We start from the raw sequence: 16,408 nt of genomic DNA on the forward strand, positions 1-16,408 counted from the left end.
ATTTATTTGTGATACCCTCTATAAGTAATTGGACAGCATAATAATAGTACAATTACGAATAAATCGAATAAACGGTATCATGAAATCATTCATAAAAACGGTTACGATGGTATGTATGGTTGCAGCTCTGTTTATAACAGGCTGTAAGCAATCAATGGTTATCAGCAAGGTAGACTATTCGCAATCAATTGAGTCTGTATTACAACCAGATGAGAACGGAACAGTTGAAGATGTCAAGCATGGACTAACCTTCAATATCAAACCTATCCAATATGCAGAAACTCAAGATACTTCTTCTGTAACCACGGAACAGGTGCGTTACATCCGCGGACAAGAAGGATATTACTATATAACGGCGCCTAATTACCAAAATGTGTATGTGATGGCCCCAGAAAAAGGAAGCTTGGTATTGAAAGAGACATTGAAGGTACTGGAGGAAGGTATTACCAACCCTGCTTTTAATCAACGTATGTCATATATCCAGTTGCTTAACCAATCAACGGACGATGTGTGGCGAATAAATCCAGAAAGTATTAAAAAAGAAGACTCACAAATGGCTCAACGCGAGGTGAACTAATTATGAAACTTCGAATAACAATTTTATTGACGCTCATAATTGGACTCTTCTCTTCCGAGCTTCATGCTCAACAAGCGCAGTCTGATTATAAGATACAGCAAACATTTAAGGAACAATATGCTGATTACCAACAGCAGATAGAGGATGTTACCTCTCCCGATAGTGCTGAAAAAGTGATTGATTCTATCAAACAGTTTGAACAAAGATATAACAAACACCAGGAGTTGTTAGATAAAGCCTTATATCCGGATACCTATGAGCAAAAAATGGAAGAACTAAAAAAGTCATCGGTTCGTACTCTCAATAAGATCGAAACGATTACGGAACAAAAAAGTCAACTCCAAGAACTTGAGAATCAGCTGGCATCATACGAGCAGGATCTAAATCAACTTGATCAACAGACTGATTCCCTTAAAAATGCCATCCGGAAATCGACCGAAAGCGAAAAGGAGCTCTCCAATATGGTGCGCAAATATCGTCAAAACTTGGAGAAGCGTGATGAGCTAATATTAACGTTTATTGACTCGATGGTTGTGACGTATCAGGATATGGACTTGGAAGCATTGGAGGAGATCGAGAATTATGATCAAAAATCACGGATCAAAACAAATGATGCATTAAAGTTGATCCACGATATTTCAGAAGAGAACATTCAAATATTACAACGCAATGCCTCAAGCTTACAGCTGGATGATTATATGCGCATGGCCGAGGTAAACTATCAATTTCAATCCATGTGGAATAAACTGGGTGATAAGATTCATGAGGTATATGAGGGTGAAAATGCCGATATGTTGGCAGACAACATCAACGGGAACCTAACAAAATGGAACAGTTTGTTGCAATCAAATACCCTCGATGCTGTGAAGGAGTATTTTGCACAGCAAGATATTGAAACTGCTTCTTTTAAATCTGCTAATGAGTTTTATACTGCTTTAGATTCGTATCTTGATCAAAAGATCAAGGAAAGTAAAGATAATCGTTCCGATGAAAATTACAGTGATCTCCAAAAATTTAAGGAGTTTTGGGATCGGGTAGAAGTACAGTGGACCAGTAATTTGGCTTATGCAGATGTGTTAAGCAGGGAACAAACAACTGAACTCAACCAAAAAGTTGATGAATGGACCAAGATTGCCCAGCCGCGATCGAATAATATCTTAGTCTATCTGCTGGGAGGTAGTGTATTACTGGCGGTAGCATTAGGCGTTATGTTGATTCGTGAAAAGAAAAACAGCGGATCAGCATAGGATTGGAAAGCTTTACAGTCGATTTTAAAAGCGGATCCGCCACGACGGATCCGCTTTTTTATTGCATTAAAATTATTTCACCTTATTTGATTCTTCGTCATCCAATAATTTCAGGAATAGCGTCATTGAGCTGGTTATAGTATAATACTCCTTGCAGGCCTTGATCAATACAAAAATAAGGACGGTCCAAAATACAATTCCAATTGTTAGGTCAATCCATTCCCAATCTTGACCAAACTGAATGAGATGCCAGAACGAATAAAATGAAACAATGATAATACTAAATAAGACTGCCCAAAAGATATTTTTTGCTTTATCAATTTGACGCTCAGCAAATTCTTTCAGGCGATTTTGTTTGAGCAATTGCTTGTCCTTATAAAGGAACAGATCGGTATAAATAGTAAAACCGCCCGTAGTTTGGAGCCCTTCTTTAAAGAACTCTTCAATAGTTTCTCGACTGCCCATGGCTAATTATTTTTTGGGTTGAGACGTGCCTTCTTAGCACTGTCAATTTGAGCAGGAGAGAGGGAGTTGTCAAAATTATAGAGGGCATTCTCCCATGAGCCATAGACAGGATTAGGTAATACACACCATAACTTGCCCCATTTTTCTCTATTTTCTTCAACTATATGAGCCCGTTCTTTTTGGGAGATATTTTTAGCAGAAATAAAATCATTAAGATCGTCCCCAAAAAGCATGATTATTCGGTAATTTTGTGCTATATATGCACGTCGTTGCGTTTTAGCAGACGTCCAGTTATCTCGTTCATTCTTACTTAGGATTCGATCTTCATCCTCAGAAAGTGGAAAGCCAAATTCGTTTAAGTTTTCACGGGTTCCGTCTTCGACCTTGGCTTCACGATTCGTCAAATAGAAAACAGCAACTCTTCGTTTTGCTGCTCGTTGCGTAAAATCAACAGCCCCCGGCACAGGATTCGCCTTGGCTTCCATCACCCAATCATTCCATTGTTGGGGATCATAACTGCTATTTTGCTGGATCATTCGAGCCTGAAAAGGAGAATTGTCAAGCACAGCCTCATCCACATCTACAATAATCGCCGGAGGGAGTTTGCGAATTTGCTTATTCTCTTGGGCTGGATAAGCCGTCCAGTACGAATCTTCAATAGCCATCGCAAGATTGGAAGTTGCAGCCCGATAAACCATTGTCGTTAATGCCTGATATTCAGCGGCATTTTGTGTCCACAGCGTGGCCGATGTGGTGGGATGTTGTAGGGTAGAGGTACTGCTGCATGAACAGAAAAGAAATCCAACTACAAGAACCCCTAAAAATGATAATTTCCGTAATGAATGAAGCATTATATAGGTTAGTTACATTAAAAAAAATTCAACTATAAGGTATTAAAAAGTAAGAAATTTAGAAGTAATGAATTTCAAGTTCACAGATGATACAATGCTGAATAACTTGTATACTTGGGTGGATTCATTTAACGATTAATGTGATGGTGAAATGGCTGCTAAAAAGAAGGAACTTAACATTATCGGCAGGTTAGAACCAATCAATTTTCCCGAATGGGATTTATATGATATCGATGCCAAAATTGATACCGGAGCGTATACCTCAAGCTTGCATTGTCATCATATAAACCCGGTAGAAAAGGAAGATGGAGAATTTGTGCGGTTTAATTTATTGGATCCATCCCATGAAACCTACAATGATAAGCTTTTTGAGCTGCCCATACATCGTAAAAAAGTGGTTAAAAGTTCTAACGGATCAAGAGAACAGCGTTTTGTCGTAAAAACTAAAGTTCAACTTTTTAATAAACTTTTAACGGCTGAGCTGTCACTTACCGATCGTTCGGAGATGCGTTATCCCGTATTGGTTGGACGAAAGCTCATAAATGGTCGGTTTTTGGTTGATGTATCCCAAAAATATTTATCGAAAAAAGAAACTAAAGAACAGAATTAAAATTTATACATGCACATAGTTGTCTTATCCCGAAATTCTAAATTGTATTCCACATCACGTCTTACCGAAGCTATAGAAAATGCCGGTCACGAAGCCACTGTTTTGGATCACCTTAAGTGTGATATCGTAAGCGAAAAGGATAATCCCTGTATCTATTATCGCGGTACCAAAGTGGCCGGTGTGGATGCAGTGATTCCTCGTATTGGGGCCTCGGTTACCTTTTACGGATCGGCTGTTGTACGGCAGTTTGAGATGATGAAAGTATTCACGGCCGTTGAATCACAGGCACTGGTTAGATCACGTGATAAATTGCGAAGCTTGCAAATAATGGCTCGTGCCGGAGTGGGGATGCCAAAAACAGTATTTACAAATTATTCTACTGAAGTACGAAAAATTATCGAATCGGTTGGTGGGCCACCGTTGATTGTCAAGTTGCTTGAGGGTACGCAGGGTGTTGGTGTTGTACTTGCCCCAACGTTTAAAGCGGCTGAGTCGATTATTCAGGCATTCCACAGCATGAAGGCCCGAGTAATTGTGCAGGAATTCATTGAAGAGGCCAAAGGGGAAGATATTAGGGCCTTTGTGGTAGATGGTAAAGTTGTTGGCGCTATGAAGCGTAAAGGCGTTGAAGGTGAATTCCGATCGAACATTCATCGCGGTGGCAGTGGAGAATTGATTAAGTTAAGCAAGGAAGAGCGTCGCGCGGCACTTATTGCTGCTCGTGCAATGGGATTGTCGGTTGCAGGAGTAGATATGCTGCAATCCGAACGCGGACCACTGGTTCTTGAAGTAAACTCATCACCTGGGTTGGAAGGTATTGAATCTGCCACTGGTAAAAATATTGCTGGGCGCATCATCTCGTTTGTTGAACGTAAGGCTATCGAAACAAAGAATAATCCCCGGAAGAGTCATAACTTGACAAGAAATGCCTGATCCAATTACGATCAACAATCACAAGATTGAGCCCGGTGAGCAGAAAGAGATACAGCTGAATATTGCTCGACTGCCTACCTATACCAACATTGACCTCCCGGTGCATGTCTTCAGATCCAAAGAAGACGGGCCAACATTGTTACTTACCGGCGGCTTGCACGGTGACGAGCTAAACGGCATCGAAATAGTGCGACGTATGATTGCCAAAGATCTATTGATGCCACAAAAGGGCAGTGTCATAGCACTCCCGTTGGTTAATGTATACGGATTCATTCAAAATGTGCGCGGGTTGCCAGACGGAAAAGATATTAACCGCAGTTTTCCGGGAGTAAAGGGAGGTTCTTTAGCTCGGTTACTTGCTCATACGTTAATGAATGAGATCGTACCCAAGATTGATTATGGAATTGACTTCCATACCGGAGGGGCAGCAAGGTCTAACTATCCGCAAATACGCTGTACGTTGGATGTGGAAAAGAACAAAGAGCTTGCTGAAGCCTTTGAAGCACCATTTATAGTACACTCCTCACTTATAGAAAAATCGTTTCGTAAAGCGGCACATAAAAAGGGGAAACATATTTTGGTTTATGAATCGGGAGAATCTACTCGATTTTATGAGTTTGGTATTCAGGAGGGGATAAATGGCACTATGCGATTAATGAAATACCTGGGGATGAAAGATGAAGCTCCCGAATCACAAAAAAATACCGAGATCTATCGGAAAACAACTTGGGTAAGAGCTAAATACGCTGGACTTTTCCGTCCTAAAATTTCACTCGGTGACGAAGTCAAAAAACGACAGGTATTGGGACATGTTACGGACCCTTATGGAAACGAACAGTTTAAGTTTACTTGCCCACATGAGGGGCGGGTAATAGGCTTGAACTATGCTCCGGTCGTTCATAAAGGAGATGCCTTATTACATTTAGCATACGAATAAATTAAAATCACTTTACTCATATTATGCGCGACGATCTTTTATTTCATATCACGACAAAAGAACTTTGGAAACAGTTTAACAAAAGCGGAAGCTATGAGCCGGAATCCCTTGAAACCCAAGGATTTATTCATTGCTCAACAGGTGAGCAAGTAGAGCGTACGGCCAATAGTCTTTTTGGAGATAAAGAAGAGATTCTTTTGCTTGTCATTGATGCTACAACCTTACATGACGATGTTAAATATGAAGAGGATGAAAATACCGGAGAAAAGTTCCCACATCTTTACAGTCCGTTAAATACTAATGCAATTATTGATAAAATTGCTATTGAGTCCGAAAATAACGGCACGTTTGATATTGCATTTTCAACCTCTTAAAGAATGATAGATAAGGCCATAACACATATTACTGAAATTGCTCAAATCCCTTCATTCAGTTCCTATGAAGAGCGACTGCATCCATATATTCGCAGTTTATTTGACAATATACCTTCAGCAAAAGAGATCAGAGTCCCCGGTAATAACCTCATTTATCAAATTGGCAGTGATCCGAAATTACCGATGATTGCCTTAACGGCACATCTCGATAAAATAAATCATTACGGCACTGATTATCCGGATCCATTGCCCGTTGATATCGTTGATGATCAGGTTGAGGGAGCCATGGATGACAGTGCCGGGCTGGGAATAGTGGTAACAATGGCGGAAATAGCCGAAAAACGGGAATGGCCGAATCTTCTGTTTTTCTTTTCCGAAATGGAAGAGAAGAAGGGCCTTAAAGAACATCCCGAGCTTCTAAAGAATAAAGGGAAAGGGTATTCAAATGGGATGGGGGCAAAACGTATTGCTCAACGATGTATAGAAGAGCAATTGGTTCCTGACCAGGTTATTACATTGGACACAACGCCTTTATTTAAAGGAGATAACGGCATTGCACTGTACGCCAATCACTGGGAATTAAATAATATTGACCCAACTGAAGAACTCATCCTAAAAACAGAGAAAGCCGTTAATCGATTTTTAGCTATCGATTCTGATATTAAGGTAGATAACAATACCAATGATTATCTCCATTACGGTGAAGTATTTAATGAAAATGGCAGCAATATGGTTTCAATAGCCTTAGAACCATCTATTTATCCTTACCACCAAATAGGTGAACGAGTGTTTATTGATGATTTACAACGCTCTTTAACCATTTTAGAATCGTTTCTAAGTGATTCCATCTCGTGAAACGCTATGCCTTTTTATATAATCCCGGGGCTCAAGGTGGCAAATCGGGCATGAACCTTGGGCGTCTTCGAGAATACATTTCTGATTTTACCTATGCTCATCTTTTCCAATCTCTGAATATCGGAGATATAACTGATTTCATTAACCAAAGTTTGGATGATTTTGATGTTTTTATAGCATGTGGTGGCGATGGGACAGCTCGAGAAGTTGCAGCTCCTCTTTTAAATACCGAAAAAAAGATGGGGATTATTCCGATGGGAACCGGTAACGATCTCTGTAAAACCCTTAATATTCCACTTGAACTGGAAGAATCTATCTCTTTAATAAAAAAAGAACATACAGTAGATATTGATGTCGGTCGCTGTAACGATTTTATCTTTTTAAACTCATTAGGATTTGGTTTTGACGGCCTTACAAATCGTTATGCATCAGAGCTGAAGCATTGGAATCCATTTTTGACATATGCTGTATCAGCGTTAAAAGCAGTTATCAATCACTCACCCTTTGAGCTAACAATTAATGAGAATGGCAAGGTGGTTTCAGGACCTGCTATAATGTTTGCTGTCGCAAATGGAAGGGTAGAAGGAGGTTCTTTTTGGATCGCCCCTCAGGCATCTATCACAGATGGAAAACTAAATACTGTTTGGGTAAAGCCTATAAACAAATGGCTCATTCCTATTTTGTTACCCTTATTCTTAATTAAAAAACCAAGACCTATTCCACAAGTAAAATCAGCGAAAGTAGAAAAGATTTCACTGCATTTTTCCGAAAAAGTTGATATCCATGCTGATGGAGAAATTATAAAATCTACATCAAATGATTTCCATATTTCAATGCACCCCAAAGCACTAAAAGTAATTTGTGGGCTTTAGGAGTTATTATTTAATAACTCCGTCAATAATATGAATAATACCGTTACTTGCTCTAATATTCGATTGGATAATTTTGTTTGATTCAATCGCCAGATTGTTACCATTTTGATTTTGAATCGAGATGGTTTGGCCACTTAAACAAGTGATATCAGACATTGCCCGCAAGCTCCGTTCAGTTGCCATACCGGTAAGTATATGATTTAACAAAAGATTATTATTAGATTGCTGTCCGACGCTAAGGTCGTTAAAGGTCGAATTTGTTGGAGCAAATACCGTGAATGGCCCCGCTTGTCTTAAACGATCTGCTAAACCAGCATTTTCTAAAGCTTTAGCGAACTGAGAAGTCTGACTATTAGATTTTAACTTTTCTAACACTGATTGGGCCTGTACATCAGTAAAAACAACAAAAAAAGAAAGGATTAATGCTGTTTTTAAAAATTTATCAGTAAACCTCATATATATTGTGCTTAAATGGTTAAAAATATTCTTGATGAATGTGGTCGTAAGTTTTCTTGATAATCCTCTTTATTATAATGTGTTTTTTATGAGATACAAATATTTCAACCATTATTAATATTAATCAAACTTATCTTGGTACCCGACTATTAATTTTCCGTTCCCAAATTAGTCGGCAGAGGTAAATTTATCGATAAATGATCAAAATTATATTGAATAGACATAGTAAACCATCACAAATTAATTAACGCCTCTTAAAATCGAAATTTGAAAATAATCCGCCTTATTAAGCTAATAACGGGTATAATTCATGATTTAGAAATGTTTGCAGGTGGTATTTCAAGGAATGATGTTAAAACTGACTCTTATGAACGGAAAGTACTTATTGCTGGATTTTCAAAAGGAAATAAGGATACAAAAAGAAAAATTGAGTGTGATCAGTTTGGGTTGACAAAAATGATTGCATTTTAGGTATAGCAGAGTTTGGAAGAATAACTTTTAGATTCAGAATGGTAGTAGCTTTCTTGAAAAAAAATTAATTGATCCAAAAAAATAAGTATGCCTGCTCATATTGTTATCAGTATTCTTACGTAAGTTTAGTAATCGAATCAACCGTTATATAAATCCTTCTTTATTCTATAAAAACTAATTGTCGTATAATTTATATTATGTAAAGTAAGAATACTATAAATATCCAATTCATAATCTTGATTGCTGTTATAGCAATTGGAAATGATGCGCTCTCTTCCCCGTTTGGGGATGAAGGATTTAGTTCAGCTTAGTAAGTGTTTTTTGAATAGCCTTGAAGTTTGGCAACTCGCTGGCATTATCTAAAACTTCTTGAAACCTCAAGGTTCCCTGCTTGTCTATTACAAACGATGCTCTTTTCGACACGCCCTTCATTCCATAAAAATCATCATATAGAACTTCATACTTTGATGATACTTCCTTGTTAAAATCACTTAGCAGAGTGAAATTTAAATTTTCACTTTTTTTTAATTCCCGTAGACAAAAGAAGCTATCTACACTTATACCGATTACCGTTGCATTCAGAGAATTATATAATTTCATGTTATCTCTTGTTGTACAAAGTTCCTTAGTACAGGTACCAGAAAAAGCAACCGGGAAAAATAGCAAAACTACATTCGAATTCCCTTCATAATCAGAACGGGTTATCTTTTCACCTTCAGTATTTTGCAGGGTGAAATCTGGAGCTTTAGAATCAAGTGTTAAAGCCATAATCTTTAGGCAGTTTTAGCTTCTATTTTGTATTCTGTTTGTTTGTATCCAAAAATGCTTAAAAGCATAGCACCTCCTATCAATAATTTCCAGATCCATTGATGGGAATCCTGTATAGCGGTAACACTCCAAAAAAGAATGTATGATATTAGGAAAAGGAATATACTTACCAGAATAAAAACATATTCCCTCCTTCGATAGGTATAAACGGAGTACATTAAGAGTGCTACAACGATTGCTCCTCCCTGGTAGATCACTAACAACCATGTTTTAAGTGCATACGTATCTTGGACCAAGAAATAAGAAATGATTATTAAAAGCGGCAAAGCTGTATAAATCATCGGAAATTGTGCAAAAACAGGTTTCGATTCCCGAATAAAAATAGCTAATGAACTAAGGACAAACGCAAGAATTGTTATGTGCCCCCATTCAACAAGAAACTCAGTAGCTGCAGTTATATTAGGGTCCGTCATTAGATATTCTAAAAAAACTGAAAGCTGCATGATTGTAAAAACAACCGATGCAATGGTAAATCCAAGATATTTTAGGCGACCTTTTTTGTTGGTGAGACTAAAAAAATTTGCAGCAACATAACCACTAACCAAAACGAGTAACAATGTTGCCCAGATCATAAACGCTGATTAATGGTTCTTAGTTTTCGGTGGGATGTTGATTTGGCCGTTGTGAGCGACGCTGTTCAATATCGCGTTTTTGTTTTTTGTCTTGATTATAGATACGCACTTGATCGGTTATATCTTTTAATATTCCCCTTTCAAAACGAATCATCTCCTGCATGAAATCAAATAATAGTAGTGGTTCTTTTTTTCTGTAAACTACTGTCTCCCAATCGATTAGGGATATGTTTTTAATAGCATTTACAAGTCCTGCCCTATGTTTAGCAATTTTTTTGAGGATTTTGTGGACATCTTCAAGCTTTTCCTCATCCTTTTCAAAATCCTCTTTATAATGTGTGAAGTTCTCAAGGTGGGTAGGTCGTGGATCATCGATCGCCTTCTCCATTATTGGTCGATAATAGGAAAGCTGAGCGTGATCAATAAGTAATAGCATTTCGGATATAGAACGACCCTCAGGCGGGGTTTTAGAGTAAGGAACACCGTCAATCACATACTGCATAGCTTCAGCTTCATCTTGCAGATATGAAGCATCATCGACAAGTCGGTTGAGTTCTTCTTGTGAGATTTCCCGATCAGTCATAATGTGATTATCTCACCCATTCAGATTCGGGCTCCACATCATCATTATGGCGTTGCTGTTCAAGCATCTCTACAAGAGAAAGCCCGGAATGAAATTCTTTATCTCTATCACGGACGGAGTGAATGTTGTTTTCTTCCTGGAAATCCCAAAACTGTCCAAATTGCCGGTTTTTGTATTCACGAAGAAATTCTAATCGATCTTCAAGATCTTCTTTGGGAACAAGCAGACGTTGTTTGTCATAAATAGCCTCTTCCCTGGACTCAAAAACAATATCGTAGTCCTTACTCATGACAATAGCCTCTTCCGGGCAGACTTCCTCACAATATCCACAGTAAATACACCGCAGCATATTGATTTCAAAGAAATCAGGATAACGTTCCTTGGGATCATCAGAATCTTCATTAGCCTGCATACTAATAGCCAACGGTGGGCACGCTCGAGCACATAAGCCACAGGCCACACAACGTTCTTTGCCGTTATCTTCAACTAACACCGGTCGTCCCCTGAATATGGATGGTGGATCCCATTTTTCCTCAGGATATTCCATTGTTATAGTGGGTTGAAACATCTGCTTAAGCGTATACCACAACGCTTTGAAAATTTCTGGCAGATATAAGTTTTCCAGAAAAGAAAATGAACGCTCTCGATCAAATTGTTCATTGAGTGCGTTGGCTCTGGGTTGCTCTAAATTTTTGGGTGCTGACATGAGTATGCAATTAAAAAATTGGTTGTTTCTCAACGAAATGTCGATGGAAAAATAACTGATTCAATCATTCACTTCAAAAGGAATATTAATTATTTCTCAACAAATCTCATTGTGATCGGGACACCGGTAAATTTATATTCGTCTCTTATTTTATTTTCAATAAAGCGCCGATAACTGGCCGGTAGTTCTTCAGGCTTATTCATAAAAAATTTGAATACTGGTGGATTCGACTTCACCTGAGTGCCATATTTTATTTTCAAAGGCACCCCGCGGCGAACCGGTAATGGTTTTTCCTTTAAAATACGTTCGATAAAATCATTTAAATCAGAAGTCTTTATAGTCTTTTTTCGTTCCTTTAAAACTTTGTCGGCCACATCTATTACCTTGTGGATACGCTTCCGGTGTAAGGCCGAAATGGATACAATTGGAATGTATTTCATCATCGGCACGCGACTATAAACATATTCCTCGAATTCCTTGTGAATGTTAGTATCCTTATCAGGCACCAAGTCCCATTTATTGAGTACAATAACAATCCCCTTGTTGTATTTGGCCGCTTCTCGGAGAATACGTTTGTCCTGCTCCTCAAAACCACGCATGGCATCAAGCATAATTAAAGCAACGTCGCACTCTTTAAGTGCCCGATCGGTTCTTACCGTACTGTAGAATTCTACATTCTCTTTGACTTTAGCTTTCTTGCGCAACCCCGCCGTATCTATAAGAATATATTCTTTTTCATTATATATAAGTTTACTGTTTATAGAATCTCGAGTTGTCCCGGGAATGTCAGTCACAATACAGCGTTCATCATCCAATAGCGCATTAATAAAACTGCTTTTACCAACATTGGGTCTTCCAACGACTGTTAATTTTGGGATAGATATTTCCGGCTCATTCTTCTCTTCCGGCAGCAGTTTGACCAACTCATCCATCAAATCGCCCGTACCTCGTCCACTTACAGCCGATATGGGGTATAATTCTTCAAAACCAAGAGAATAAAATTCAGTTGCATTTAGCTCGCGCTCTTTATTGTCAGCCTTGTTAGCAACCAGTAAAACAGGTTTTTCTTCTTGTCTCAGCATTTGTGCTACCGATTGATCGAGACTCGTAATCCCGGCCTCAGTATCAACGACAAACAGAATAACATCAGACTCTTCAATAGCGATATGAACCTGCTCCCGTATACCCTGAATCATCACATCCGTTTCGTTCGGAAGGTATCCTCCGGTATCAATAACATTAAATTCACGGCCGTTCCAGAAAGATTCTCCGTAATGACGGTCACGGGTAACACCATATTGATCATCAACAATAGCTTTGCGGCTGCCGATAAGTCGATTAAAGATAGTAGATTTGCCTACATTAGGCCGCCCTACGATAGAAACTACAGGGAGCATGTGGTATTTTTTATTTATATTTTATTTTCAGTGACAAGCCACAAAAATAACGAATTTAACTATTAAAGTAGAGTTTAAACTCAATGCTTGAAACCTTTTATAAAAGCTTCGGATTTATCGGTTCTATCACGCTTGCATTCTTTATTTTCCTTGCTTTCATTTTTTGGATGGCCGGGATCGCTGGTCTTTCTCAACTCCCCGAATCACGTAAAAAAAACATGAAACTTGCCTGTTCGGTAGTTTTTCCGCCCTACCCTATCATTTGGGTTTTCGTTGATATGTATCGTCAAAGTCAGCTTATGAAGGAAGAAGAGATTAGCTGATAATGACTGCAGAAGATTTTAAAAAATCCTTTTCGCGCCAACGGCAAACCGATATTTTTTTAGGAAGTCTTCGGGGAAATAATCGAACAATTCCCATCTCTTTTGATAAACTGCGTGCTGCTGCTAAAAATAATATGTCAAAAGAAGCCTATGCTTATATTGCCGGATCTGCAGGATGTGAAACGACCAAAAGGTCCAATCGCACTGATTTTAAGCAGTGGAAAATCGTGCCGAGTATGCTTAATGATGTTTCTGACTGTAATACGAGCGTCTCATTATTTGGGCAAGACTATCCTACTCCATTTTTGTTAGCTCCAATTGGGGTGTTGGATATGGCTCATCCTAAAGCCGATTTAGCAGTAGCCAAGGCCTCAGCTGCGGAAGGCGTACCCTTTATCTTTTCCAATCAAGCATCAGTAGATATGGAAACATGCAGTTCTGTAATGGGGGAATCGCCGCGTTGGTTTCAGTTGTATTGGAGCACGTCTAATGACCTTGTTGAAAGTTTTGTACGGCGTGCAGAATCATGTGGTTGCGAAGGTATCGTCCTTACGCTTGATACAACAATGCTGGGTTGGCGCCCCCGCGATCTGGATCTTGATTATCTTCCTTTTTTACGTGGAAGGGGAATCGCACAATATACCAGCGATCCTGTCTTTCGCAAACTGATGAAAACTTCTGCCGGTGACGCTGACAAACCGCCGAAGCTGACCTGGAATTCGATTAAAGCTCTTGTTAAAATGGCAAAGAATTATCCCGGCAGTTTTTGGGGGAATTTACTTTCTGAAGAACCTCGTCGGGCCGTTAAAACATTCATAGAATGTTATTCTCGTCCTTCATTAAAATGGGATGACCTGTCTTTTTTACGATCAATTACCGATTTACCGATCCTTTTAAAAGGGATTTTGAGTCCCGAAGATGCTCGCAAAGCCATTAAAACCAATATGGATGGAATTATTGTGTCTAATCATGGAGGACGTCAGGTTGATGGCGCCGTGAGCGCAATTGAAATGCTGCCTGATATCACACAAGAGGTTAACGGAGAAATGCCGGTTTTGATGGACAGCGGAATACGAACCGGCAGTGATATCTTTAAAGCCATTGCGTTAGGTGCTGATGCAGTCTTATTGGGCAGACCCTATACCTATGCCCTTGCTACTGCTGGCGAACAAGGAGTTCGGGAAGTTATCCAAAACTACCGGGCAGATTTTGAATTAACGATGGCCTTATCGGGATGTCGATCAGTAGATGAGATCCATGCTAATCGTTTGCAAACTGACTAATATTCTATCCGAATTAGTCTTTTTATTTTTACCCTCACAAAGATATATTCTATGCTTTAACAGACGCATATAGAATCAGTTATAAACAATATTTATGCTTAACGAACCGTCATTTGTACCACAAAAAGTTGGTTGGATTGAAGTTGTCTGTGGTGGAATGTTTAGCGGTAAAACCGAAGAGCTTATCAGGCGCGCTAAAAGAGCTCATATTGCCGGGCAGAACGTTGTTGTTGTAAAACCAAAGGTTGATAACCGTTATGATAACGACGATGTGGTCTCCCACAATCAAAATGTATTGCCGGGTTTGGTAGTTGATACAGCTGATCAAATTGTATTACTCACCGGTGAGGCCGAAGTTGTTTGTATTGATGAAGCCCAATTTTTTGATAAACAACTGATGAATGTTGCTAATACCTTGGCAAATGACGGGAAAAGAGTTATTGTAGCCGGTCTTGACATGGATTTTGAAGGTCAACCATTTGAACCTATGCCCCAGATGCTGGCCATTGCCGAATATGTCACCAAGTTACATGCCGTTTGTGCGGAAAGCGGAACCATGGCCCATTATTCGCAGCGGGTGGTGGAAAGCACGGATCGAGTTCTCGTTGGGGAGACGGATGCCTATGAACCTCGCGCAAGACATTGTTATCGCCCTCCTGTTGACAAGCGAAGAGGAAAGCCCATTCAACCTATTCGGAAACAAGAAAATTTGAAAGGACAAGACGAATCATGATTGATATACTTCGTGGGATGATCGGAATGGCAGTTATTATTGCCATTTCAATATTATTCAGCAAAAACAGAAAAAATATTAATTGGCATTTAGTGGGCACTGGTTTGGGTATACAGTTCGTTTTAGCTGTGTTCATTTTGAAAGGCCGAGAAATGGCAGATTATTGGGCACCATTGGGATGGCCGAAGGATTTCTTTAGCTGGGTCTCTTCTTTTTTTGTGATTGTACTGGACTTTACCACCGAAGGGGCAAAATTTATTTTTGGGGATTTAGCTAAGAGTCCCGGTATGGAAGGCAGTATGGGTAACTTTTTCGCTTTCCAAGTGTTACCGACTATCATCTTTTTTGCTTCACTTACCGCAATATTATATCACTATGGCATTCTGCAACGCGTTGTGAAATATATGGCCAAAGGAATGCAGAAAGTTATGGGCACTTCAGGAGCTGAATCTCTATCGGTGATCTCAAATATTTTTGTAGGCCAAACCGAATCGCCTCTGGTTATTGAGCCTTATATTAAAAAACTGACTAAATCTGAGCTTTTGGCAGTTATGACCGGTGGAATGGCGACGATTGCGGGCGGTGTTATGGCTGCTTACGTACAAATGTTGGGCAATTCGTATGCTCAAGCACATGATGTTGCACTGGATGTAGGCCGCCTGATGTTTGCCGAACAACTATTGGGTGCAAGTTTGATGGCCGCCCCGGCTGCCCTTGTTATTACCAAGATCATGTACCCCGAAGAAGATGATCCGGTGACCAAAGGCGAAGTAAATATGAGCATTGAAAAAACAGATGCCAACGGAATTGATGCTGCAGCCAGCGGCGCAGCTACAGGACTAAAATTAGCAGGAAATGTTGCCGCTATGTTATTGGCATTTATCGCTTTATTAGCGATGGGTAATTATTTTCTGGAAAGCTTTGGAAGTATAACCGGTATCAATAGTTTAATCACAGATGGAAAGTTAACGATTGAAAGAGTGCTTGGCTGGATTATTGCTCCCGTAGCATTTGTTGTAGGGGTGCCCTGGGAGGATGCCATTAATATGGGTTCATTGCTGGGGACCAAAGTGGTATTAAATGAATTTGTTGCCTACTTGCAGTTATCAGATATGGTAAGTGCCTCCGAAATTAGTGAAAAGACAATTAGAATGGCTACATTTGCTCTGTGTGGATTTGCTAACTTTTCATCTATTGCTATTCAAATTGGAGGTATTGGCGGCTTGGCACCAAGTAGAAAATCTGAACTTGCAGAGTTTGGTCTGAAAGCGGTATTAGCCGGAACACTTGCTAACTTAATGACGGCTACAATTGCCGGAATGTTGTTTTAAAAAA

At 39.4% G+C, this 16,408-nt stretch carries 20 protein-coding genes; 12 read left to right on the top strand and 8 right to left on the bottom strand.

The genetic code is table 11. The annotated features are described in order from the left end of the window. Positions 1-79 precede the first annotated feature (79 nt). Both ACQ76V_RS02360 and ACQ76V_RS02365 read left to right on the top strand, forming a co-directional pair. Complete coding sequence (locus ACQ76V_RS02360; protein WP_440998856.1) at positions 80-577, top strand: hypothetical protein; 498 nt, start codon at positions 80-82, stop codon at positions 575-577. A 2-nt stretch (positions 578-579) separates the two neighbouring features. Then, positions 580-1,824: a hypothetical protein gene (locus ACQ76V_RS02365; RefSeq protein ID WP_440998857.1), complete on the top strand. Its 1,245-nt coding sequence runs from the start codon at positions 580-582 to the stop codon at positions 1,822-1,824. Positions 1,825-1,896: 72 nt separating this feature from the next. On the opposite strand, the gene ACQ76V_RS02370 is transcribed toward ACQ76V_RS02365, so the two are convergent. Together ACQ76V_RS02370 and ACQ76V_RS02375 are read right to left on the bottom strand one after the other, a co-directional pair. Beyond that, complete coding sequence (locus tag ACQ76V_RS02370; RefSeq protein WP_440998858.1) at positions 1,897-2,289, bottom strand: hypothetical protein; 393 nt, start codon at positions 2,287-2,289, stop codon at positions 1,897-1,899. Between the two features lie 2 nt (positions 2,290-2,291). Then, positions 2,292-3,140 (bottom strand): 5'-nucleotidase, lipoprotein e(P4) family, encoded by an 849-nt coding sequence (locus ACQ76V_RS02375; RefSeq protein WP_440998859.1) that lies wholly within the window; start codon positions 3,138-3,140, stop codon positions 2,292-2,294. 151 nt (positions 3,141-3,291) lie between these two features. On the opposite strand from ACQ76V_RS02375, the gene ACQ76V_RS02380 reads away from it, so the two are divergent. From ACQ76V_RS02380 to ACQ76V_RS02405, 6 genes are read left to right on the top strand one after another with little or no spacing between them, the layout of a single operon-like run. Continuing rightward, complete coding sequence (locus tag ACQ76V_RS02380) at positions 3,292-3,750, top strand: ATP-dependent zinc protease family protein (protein WP_440998860.1); 459 nt, start codon at positions 3,292-3,294, stop codon at positions 3,748-3,750. Between the two features lie 9 nt (positions 3,751-3,759). After that, complete coding sequence (gene rimK, locus ACQ76V_RS02385; RefSeq protein ID WP_440998861.1) at positions 3,760-4,683, top strand: 30S ribosomal protein S6--L-glutamate ligase; 924 nt, start codon at positions 3,760-3,762, stop codon at positions 4,681-4,683. Beyond that, on the top strand, positions 4,676-5,620 hold the full coding sequence (locus ACQ76V_RS02390; RefSeq protein WP_440998862.1) for a succinylglutamate desuccinylase/aspartoacylase family protein: 945 nt from the start codon (positions 4,676-4,678) through the stop codon (positions 5,618-5,620). The genes rimK and ACQ76V_RS02390 overlap by 8 nt, the downstream gene beginning before the upstream one ends. Before the next feature lie 23 nt (positions 5,621-5,643). Continuing rightward, a complete protein-coding gene (locus ACQ76V_RS02395) occupies positions 5,644-5,994 on the top strand; it encodes a DUF952 domain-containing protein (protein ID WP_440998863.1) in 351 nt (116 codons plus the stop codon). A gap of 3 nt (positions 5,995-5,997) precedes the next feature. After that, positions 5,998-6,849 (top strand): M28 family peptidase, encoded by an 852-nt coding sequence (locus ACQ76V_RS02400; RefSeq protein ID WP_440998864.1) that lies wholly within the window; start codon positions 5,998-6,000, stop codon positions 6,847-6,849. Next, positions 6,846-7,721 (top strand): diacylglycerol/lipid kinase family protein, encoded by an 876-nt coding sequence (locus ACQ76V_RS02405; RefSeq protein ID WP_440998865.1) that lies wholly within the window; start codon positions 6,846-6,848, stop codon positions 7,719-7,721. Before ACQ76V_RS02400 ends, ACQ76V_RS02405 begins: the two co-directional genes overlap by 4 nt. A 6-nt stretch (positions 7,722-7,727) precedes the next feature. On the opposite strand, the gene ACQ76V_RS02410 is transcribed toward ACQ76V_RS02405, so the two are convergent. The 6 genes from ACQ76V_RS02410 to der form a co-directional block, all read right to left on the bottom strand. Continuing rightward, positions 7,728-8,177, bottom strand: a complete 450-nt coding sequence (locus ACQ76V_RS02410; RefSeq protein ID WP_440998866.1) for a fasciclin domain-containing protein — start codon at positions 8,175-8,177, stop codon at positions 7,728-7,730. Positions 8,178-8,945: 768 nt separating this feature from the next. Continuing rightward, a complete protein-coding gene (locus ACQ76V_RS02415; protein ID WP_440998867.1) occupies positions 8,946-9,416 on the bottom strand; it encodes a redoxin domain-containing protein in 471 nt (156 codons plus the stop codon). Positions 9,417-9,421: 5 nt separating this feature from the next. Further along, entirely contained in the window at positions 9,422-10,048 is a 627-nt protein-coding gene (locus ACQ76V_RS02420) for a hypothetical protein (RefSeq protein WP_440998868.1), read from the bottom strand. Positions 10,049-10,067: 19 nt separating this feature from the next. Next, positions 10,068-10,631 carry a hypothetical protein gene (locus ACQ76V_RS02425; protein WP_440998869.1) on the bottom strand — a complete coding sequence of 188 codons (564 nt, stop codon included), beginning with the start codon at positions 10,629-10,631 and terminating at the stop codon, positions 10,068-10,070. A gap of 7 nt (positions 10,632-10,638) precedes the next feature. Further along, positions 10,639-11,337: a NuoI/complex I 23 kDa subunit family protein gene (locus ACQ76V_RS02430; protein WP_440998870.1), complete on the bottom strand. Its 699-nt coding sequence runs from the start codon at positions 11,335-11,337 to the stop codon at positions 10,639-10,641. Between the two features lie 89 nt (positions 11,338-11,426). Next, positions 11,427-12,734, bottom strand: a complete 1,308-nt coding sequence (gene der, locus ACQ76V_RS02435; protein WP_440998871.1) for a ribosome biogenesis GTPase Der — start codon at positions 12,732-12,734, stop codon at positions 11,427-11,429. Between the two features lie 83 nt (positions 12,735-12,817). Here der and ACQ76V_RS02440 point away from each other — a divergent pair, with 83 nt between their 5' ends. The 4 genes from ACQ76V_RS02440 (at position 12,818) to ACQ76V_RS02455 (ending at position 16,404) form a co-directional block, all read left to right on the top strand. Further along, a complete protein-coding gene (locus ACQ76V_RS02440; RefSeq protein ID WP_440998872.1) occupies positions 12,818-13,057 on the top strand; it encodes a hypothetical protein in 240 nt (79 codons plus the stop codon). 2 nt (positions 13,058-13,059) lie between these two features. Further along, on the top strand, positions 13,060-14,340 hold the full coding sequence (locus tag ACQ76V_RS02445) for a lactate 2-monooxygenase (RefSeq protein WP_440998873.1): 1,281 nt from the start codon (positions 13,060-13,062) through the stop codon (positions 14,338-14,340). A gap of 94 nt (positions 14,341-14,434) precedes the next feature. After that, the gene (locus ACQ76V_RS02450) at positions 14,435-15,073 is read left to right on the top strand and encodes a thymidine kinase (RefSeq protein ID WP_440998874.1); all 639 of its coding nucleotides are present in this window, start codon (positions 14,435-14,437) and stop codon (positions 15,071-15,073) included. Beyond that, complete coding sequence (locus ACQ76V_RS02455; protein ID WP_440998875.1) at positions 15,070-16,404, top strand: NupC/NupG family nucleoside CNT transporter; 1,335 nt, start codon at positions 15,070-15,072, stop codon at positions 16,402-16,404. Before ACQ76V_RS02450 ends, ACQ76V_RS02455 begins: the two co-directional genes overlap by 4 nt. The last annotated feature ends 4 nt before the right edge of the window (positions 16,405-16,408 follow it).

This window comes from Fodinibius sp. SL11, from assembly GCF_052060035.1.
Classification (GTDB): Bacteria; Bacteroidota; Rhodothermia; order Balneolales; family Balneolaceae; genus Fodinibius.

Bases quoted from the DNA above. Each gene is read 5' to 3' on its own strand.
- ACQ76V_RS02360 (WP_440998856.1), top strand. From the start codon at position 80: ATGAAATCATTCATAAAAACGGTTACGATGGTATGTATGGTTGCAGCT.
- ACQ76V_RS02365 (WP_440998857.1), top strand. From the start codon at position 580: ATGAAACTTCGAATAACAATTTTATTGACGCTCATAATTGGACTCTTC.
- ACQ76V_RS02370 (WP_440998858.1), bottom strand. From the start codon at position 2,289: ATGGGCAGTCGAGAAACTATTGAAGAGTTCTTTAAAGAAGGGCTCCAA.
- ACQ76V_RS02375 (WP_440998859.1), bottom strand. From the start codon at position 3,140: ATGCTTCATTCATTACGGAAATTATCATTTTTAGGGGTTCTTGTAGTT.
- ACQ76V_RS02380 (WP_440998860.1), top strand. From the start codon at position 3,292: ATGGCTGCTAAAAAGAAGGAACTTAACATTATCGGCAGGTTAGAACCA.
- rimK (WP_440998861.1), top strand. From the start codon at position 3,760: ATGCACATAGTTGTCTTATCCCGAAATTCTAAATTGTATTCCACATCA.
- ACQ76V_RS02390 (WP_440998862.1), top strand. From the start codon at position 4,676: ATGCCTGATCCAATTACGATCAACAATCACAAGATTGAGCCCGGTGAG.
- ACQ76V_RS02395 (WP_440998863.1), top strand. From the start codon at position 5,644: ATGCGCGACGATCTTTTATTTCATATCACGACAAAAGAACTTTGGAAA.
- ACQ76V_RS02400 (WP_440998864.1), top strand. From the start codon at position 5,998: ATGATAGATAAGGCCATAACACATATTACTGAAATTGCTCAAATCCCT.
- ACQ76V_RS02410 (WP_440998866.1), bottom strand. From the start codon at position 8,177: ATGAGGTTTACTGATAAATTTTTAAAAACAGCATTAATCCTTTCTTTT.
- ACQ76V_RS02415 (WP_440998867.1), bottom strand. From the start codon at position 9,416: ATGGCTTTAACACTTGATTCTAAAGCTCCAGATTTCACCCTGCAAAAT.
- ACQ76V_RS02420 (WP_440998868.1), bottom strand. From the start codon at position 10,048: ATGATCTGGGCAACATTGTTACTCGTTTTGGTTAGTGGTTATGTTGCT.
- ACQ76V_RS02425 (WP_440998869.1), bottom strand. From the start codon at position 10,631: ATGACTGATCGGGAAATCTCACAAGAAGAACTCAACCGACTTGTCGAT.
- ACQ76V_RS02430 (WP_440998870.1), bottom strand. From the start codon at position 11,337: ATGTCAGCACCCAAAAATTTAGAGCAACCCAGAGCCAACGCACTCAAT.
- der (WP_440998871.1), bottom strand. From the start codon at position 12,734: ATGCTCCCTGTAGTTTCTATCGTAGGGCGGCCTAATGTAGGCAAATCT.
- ACQ76V_RS02440 (WP_440998872.1), top strand. From the start codon at position 12,818: ATGCTTGAAACCTTTTATAAAAGCTTCGGATTTATCGGTTCTATCACG.
- ACQ76V_RS02445 (WP_440998873.1), top strand. From the start codon at position 13,060: ATGACTGCAGAAGATTTTAAAAAATCCTTTTCGCGCCAACGGCAAACC.
- ACQ76V_RS02450 (WP_440998874.1), top strand. From the start codon at position 14,435: ATGCTTAACGAACCGTCATTTGTACCACAAAAAGTTGGTTGGATTGAA.
- ACQ76V_RS02455 (WP_440998875.1), top strand. From the start codon at position 15,070: ATGATTGATATACTTCGTGGGATGATCGGAATGGCAGTTATTATTGCC.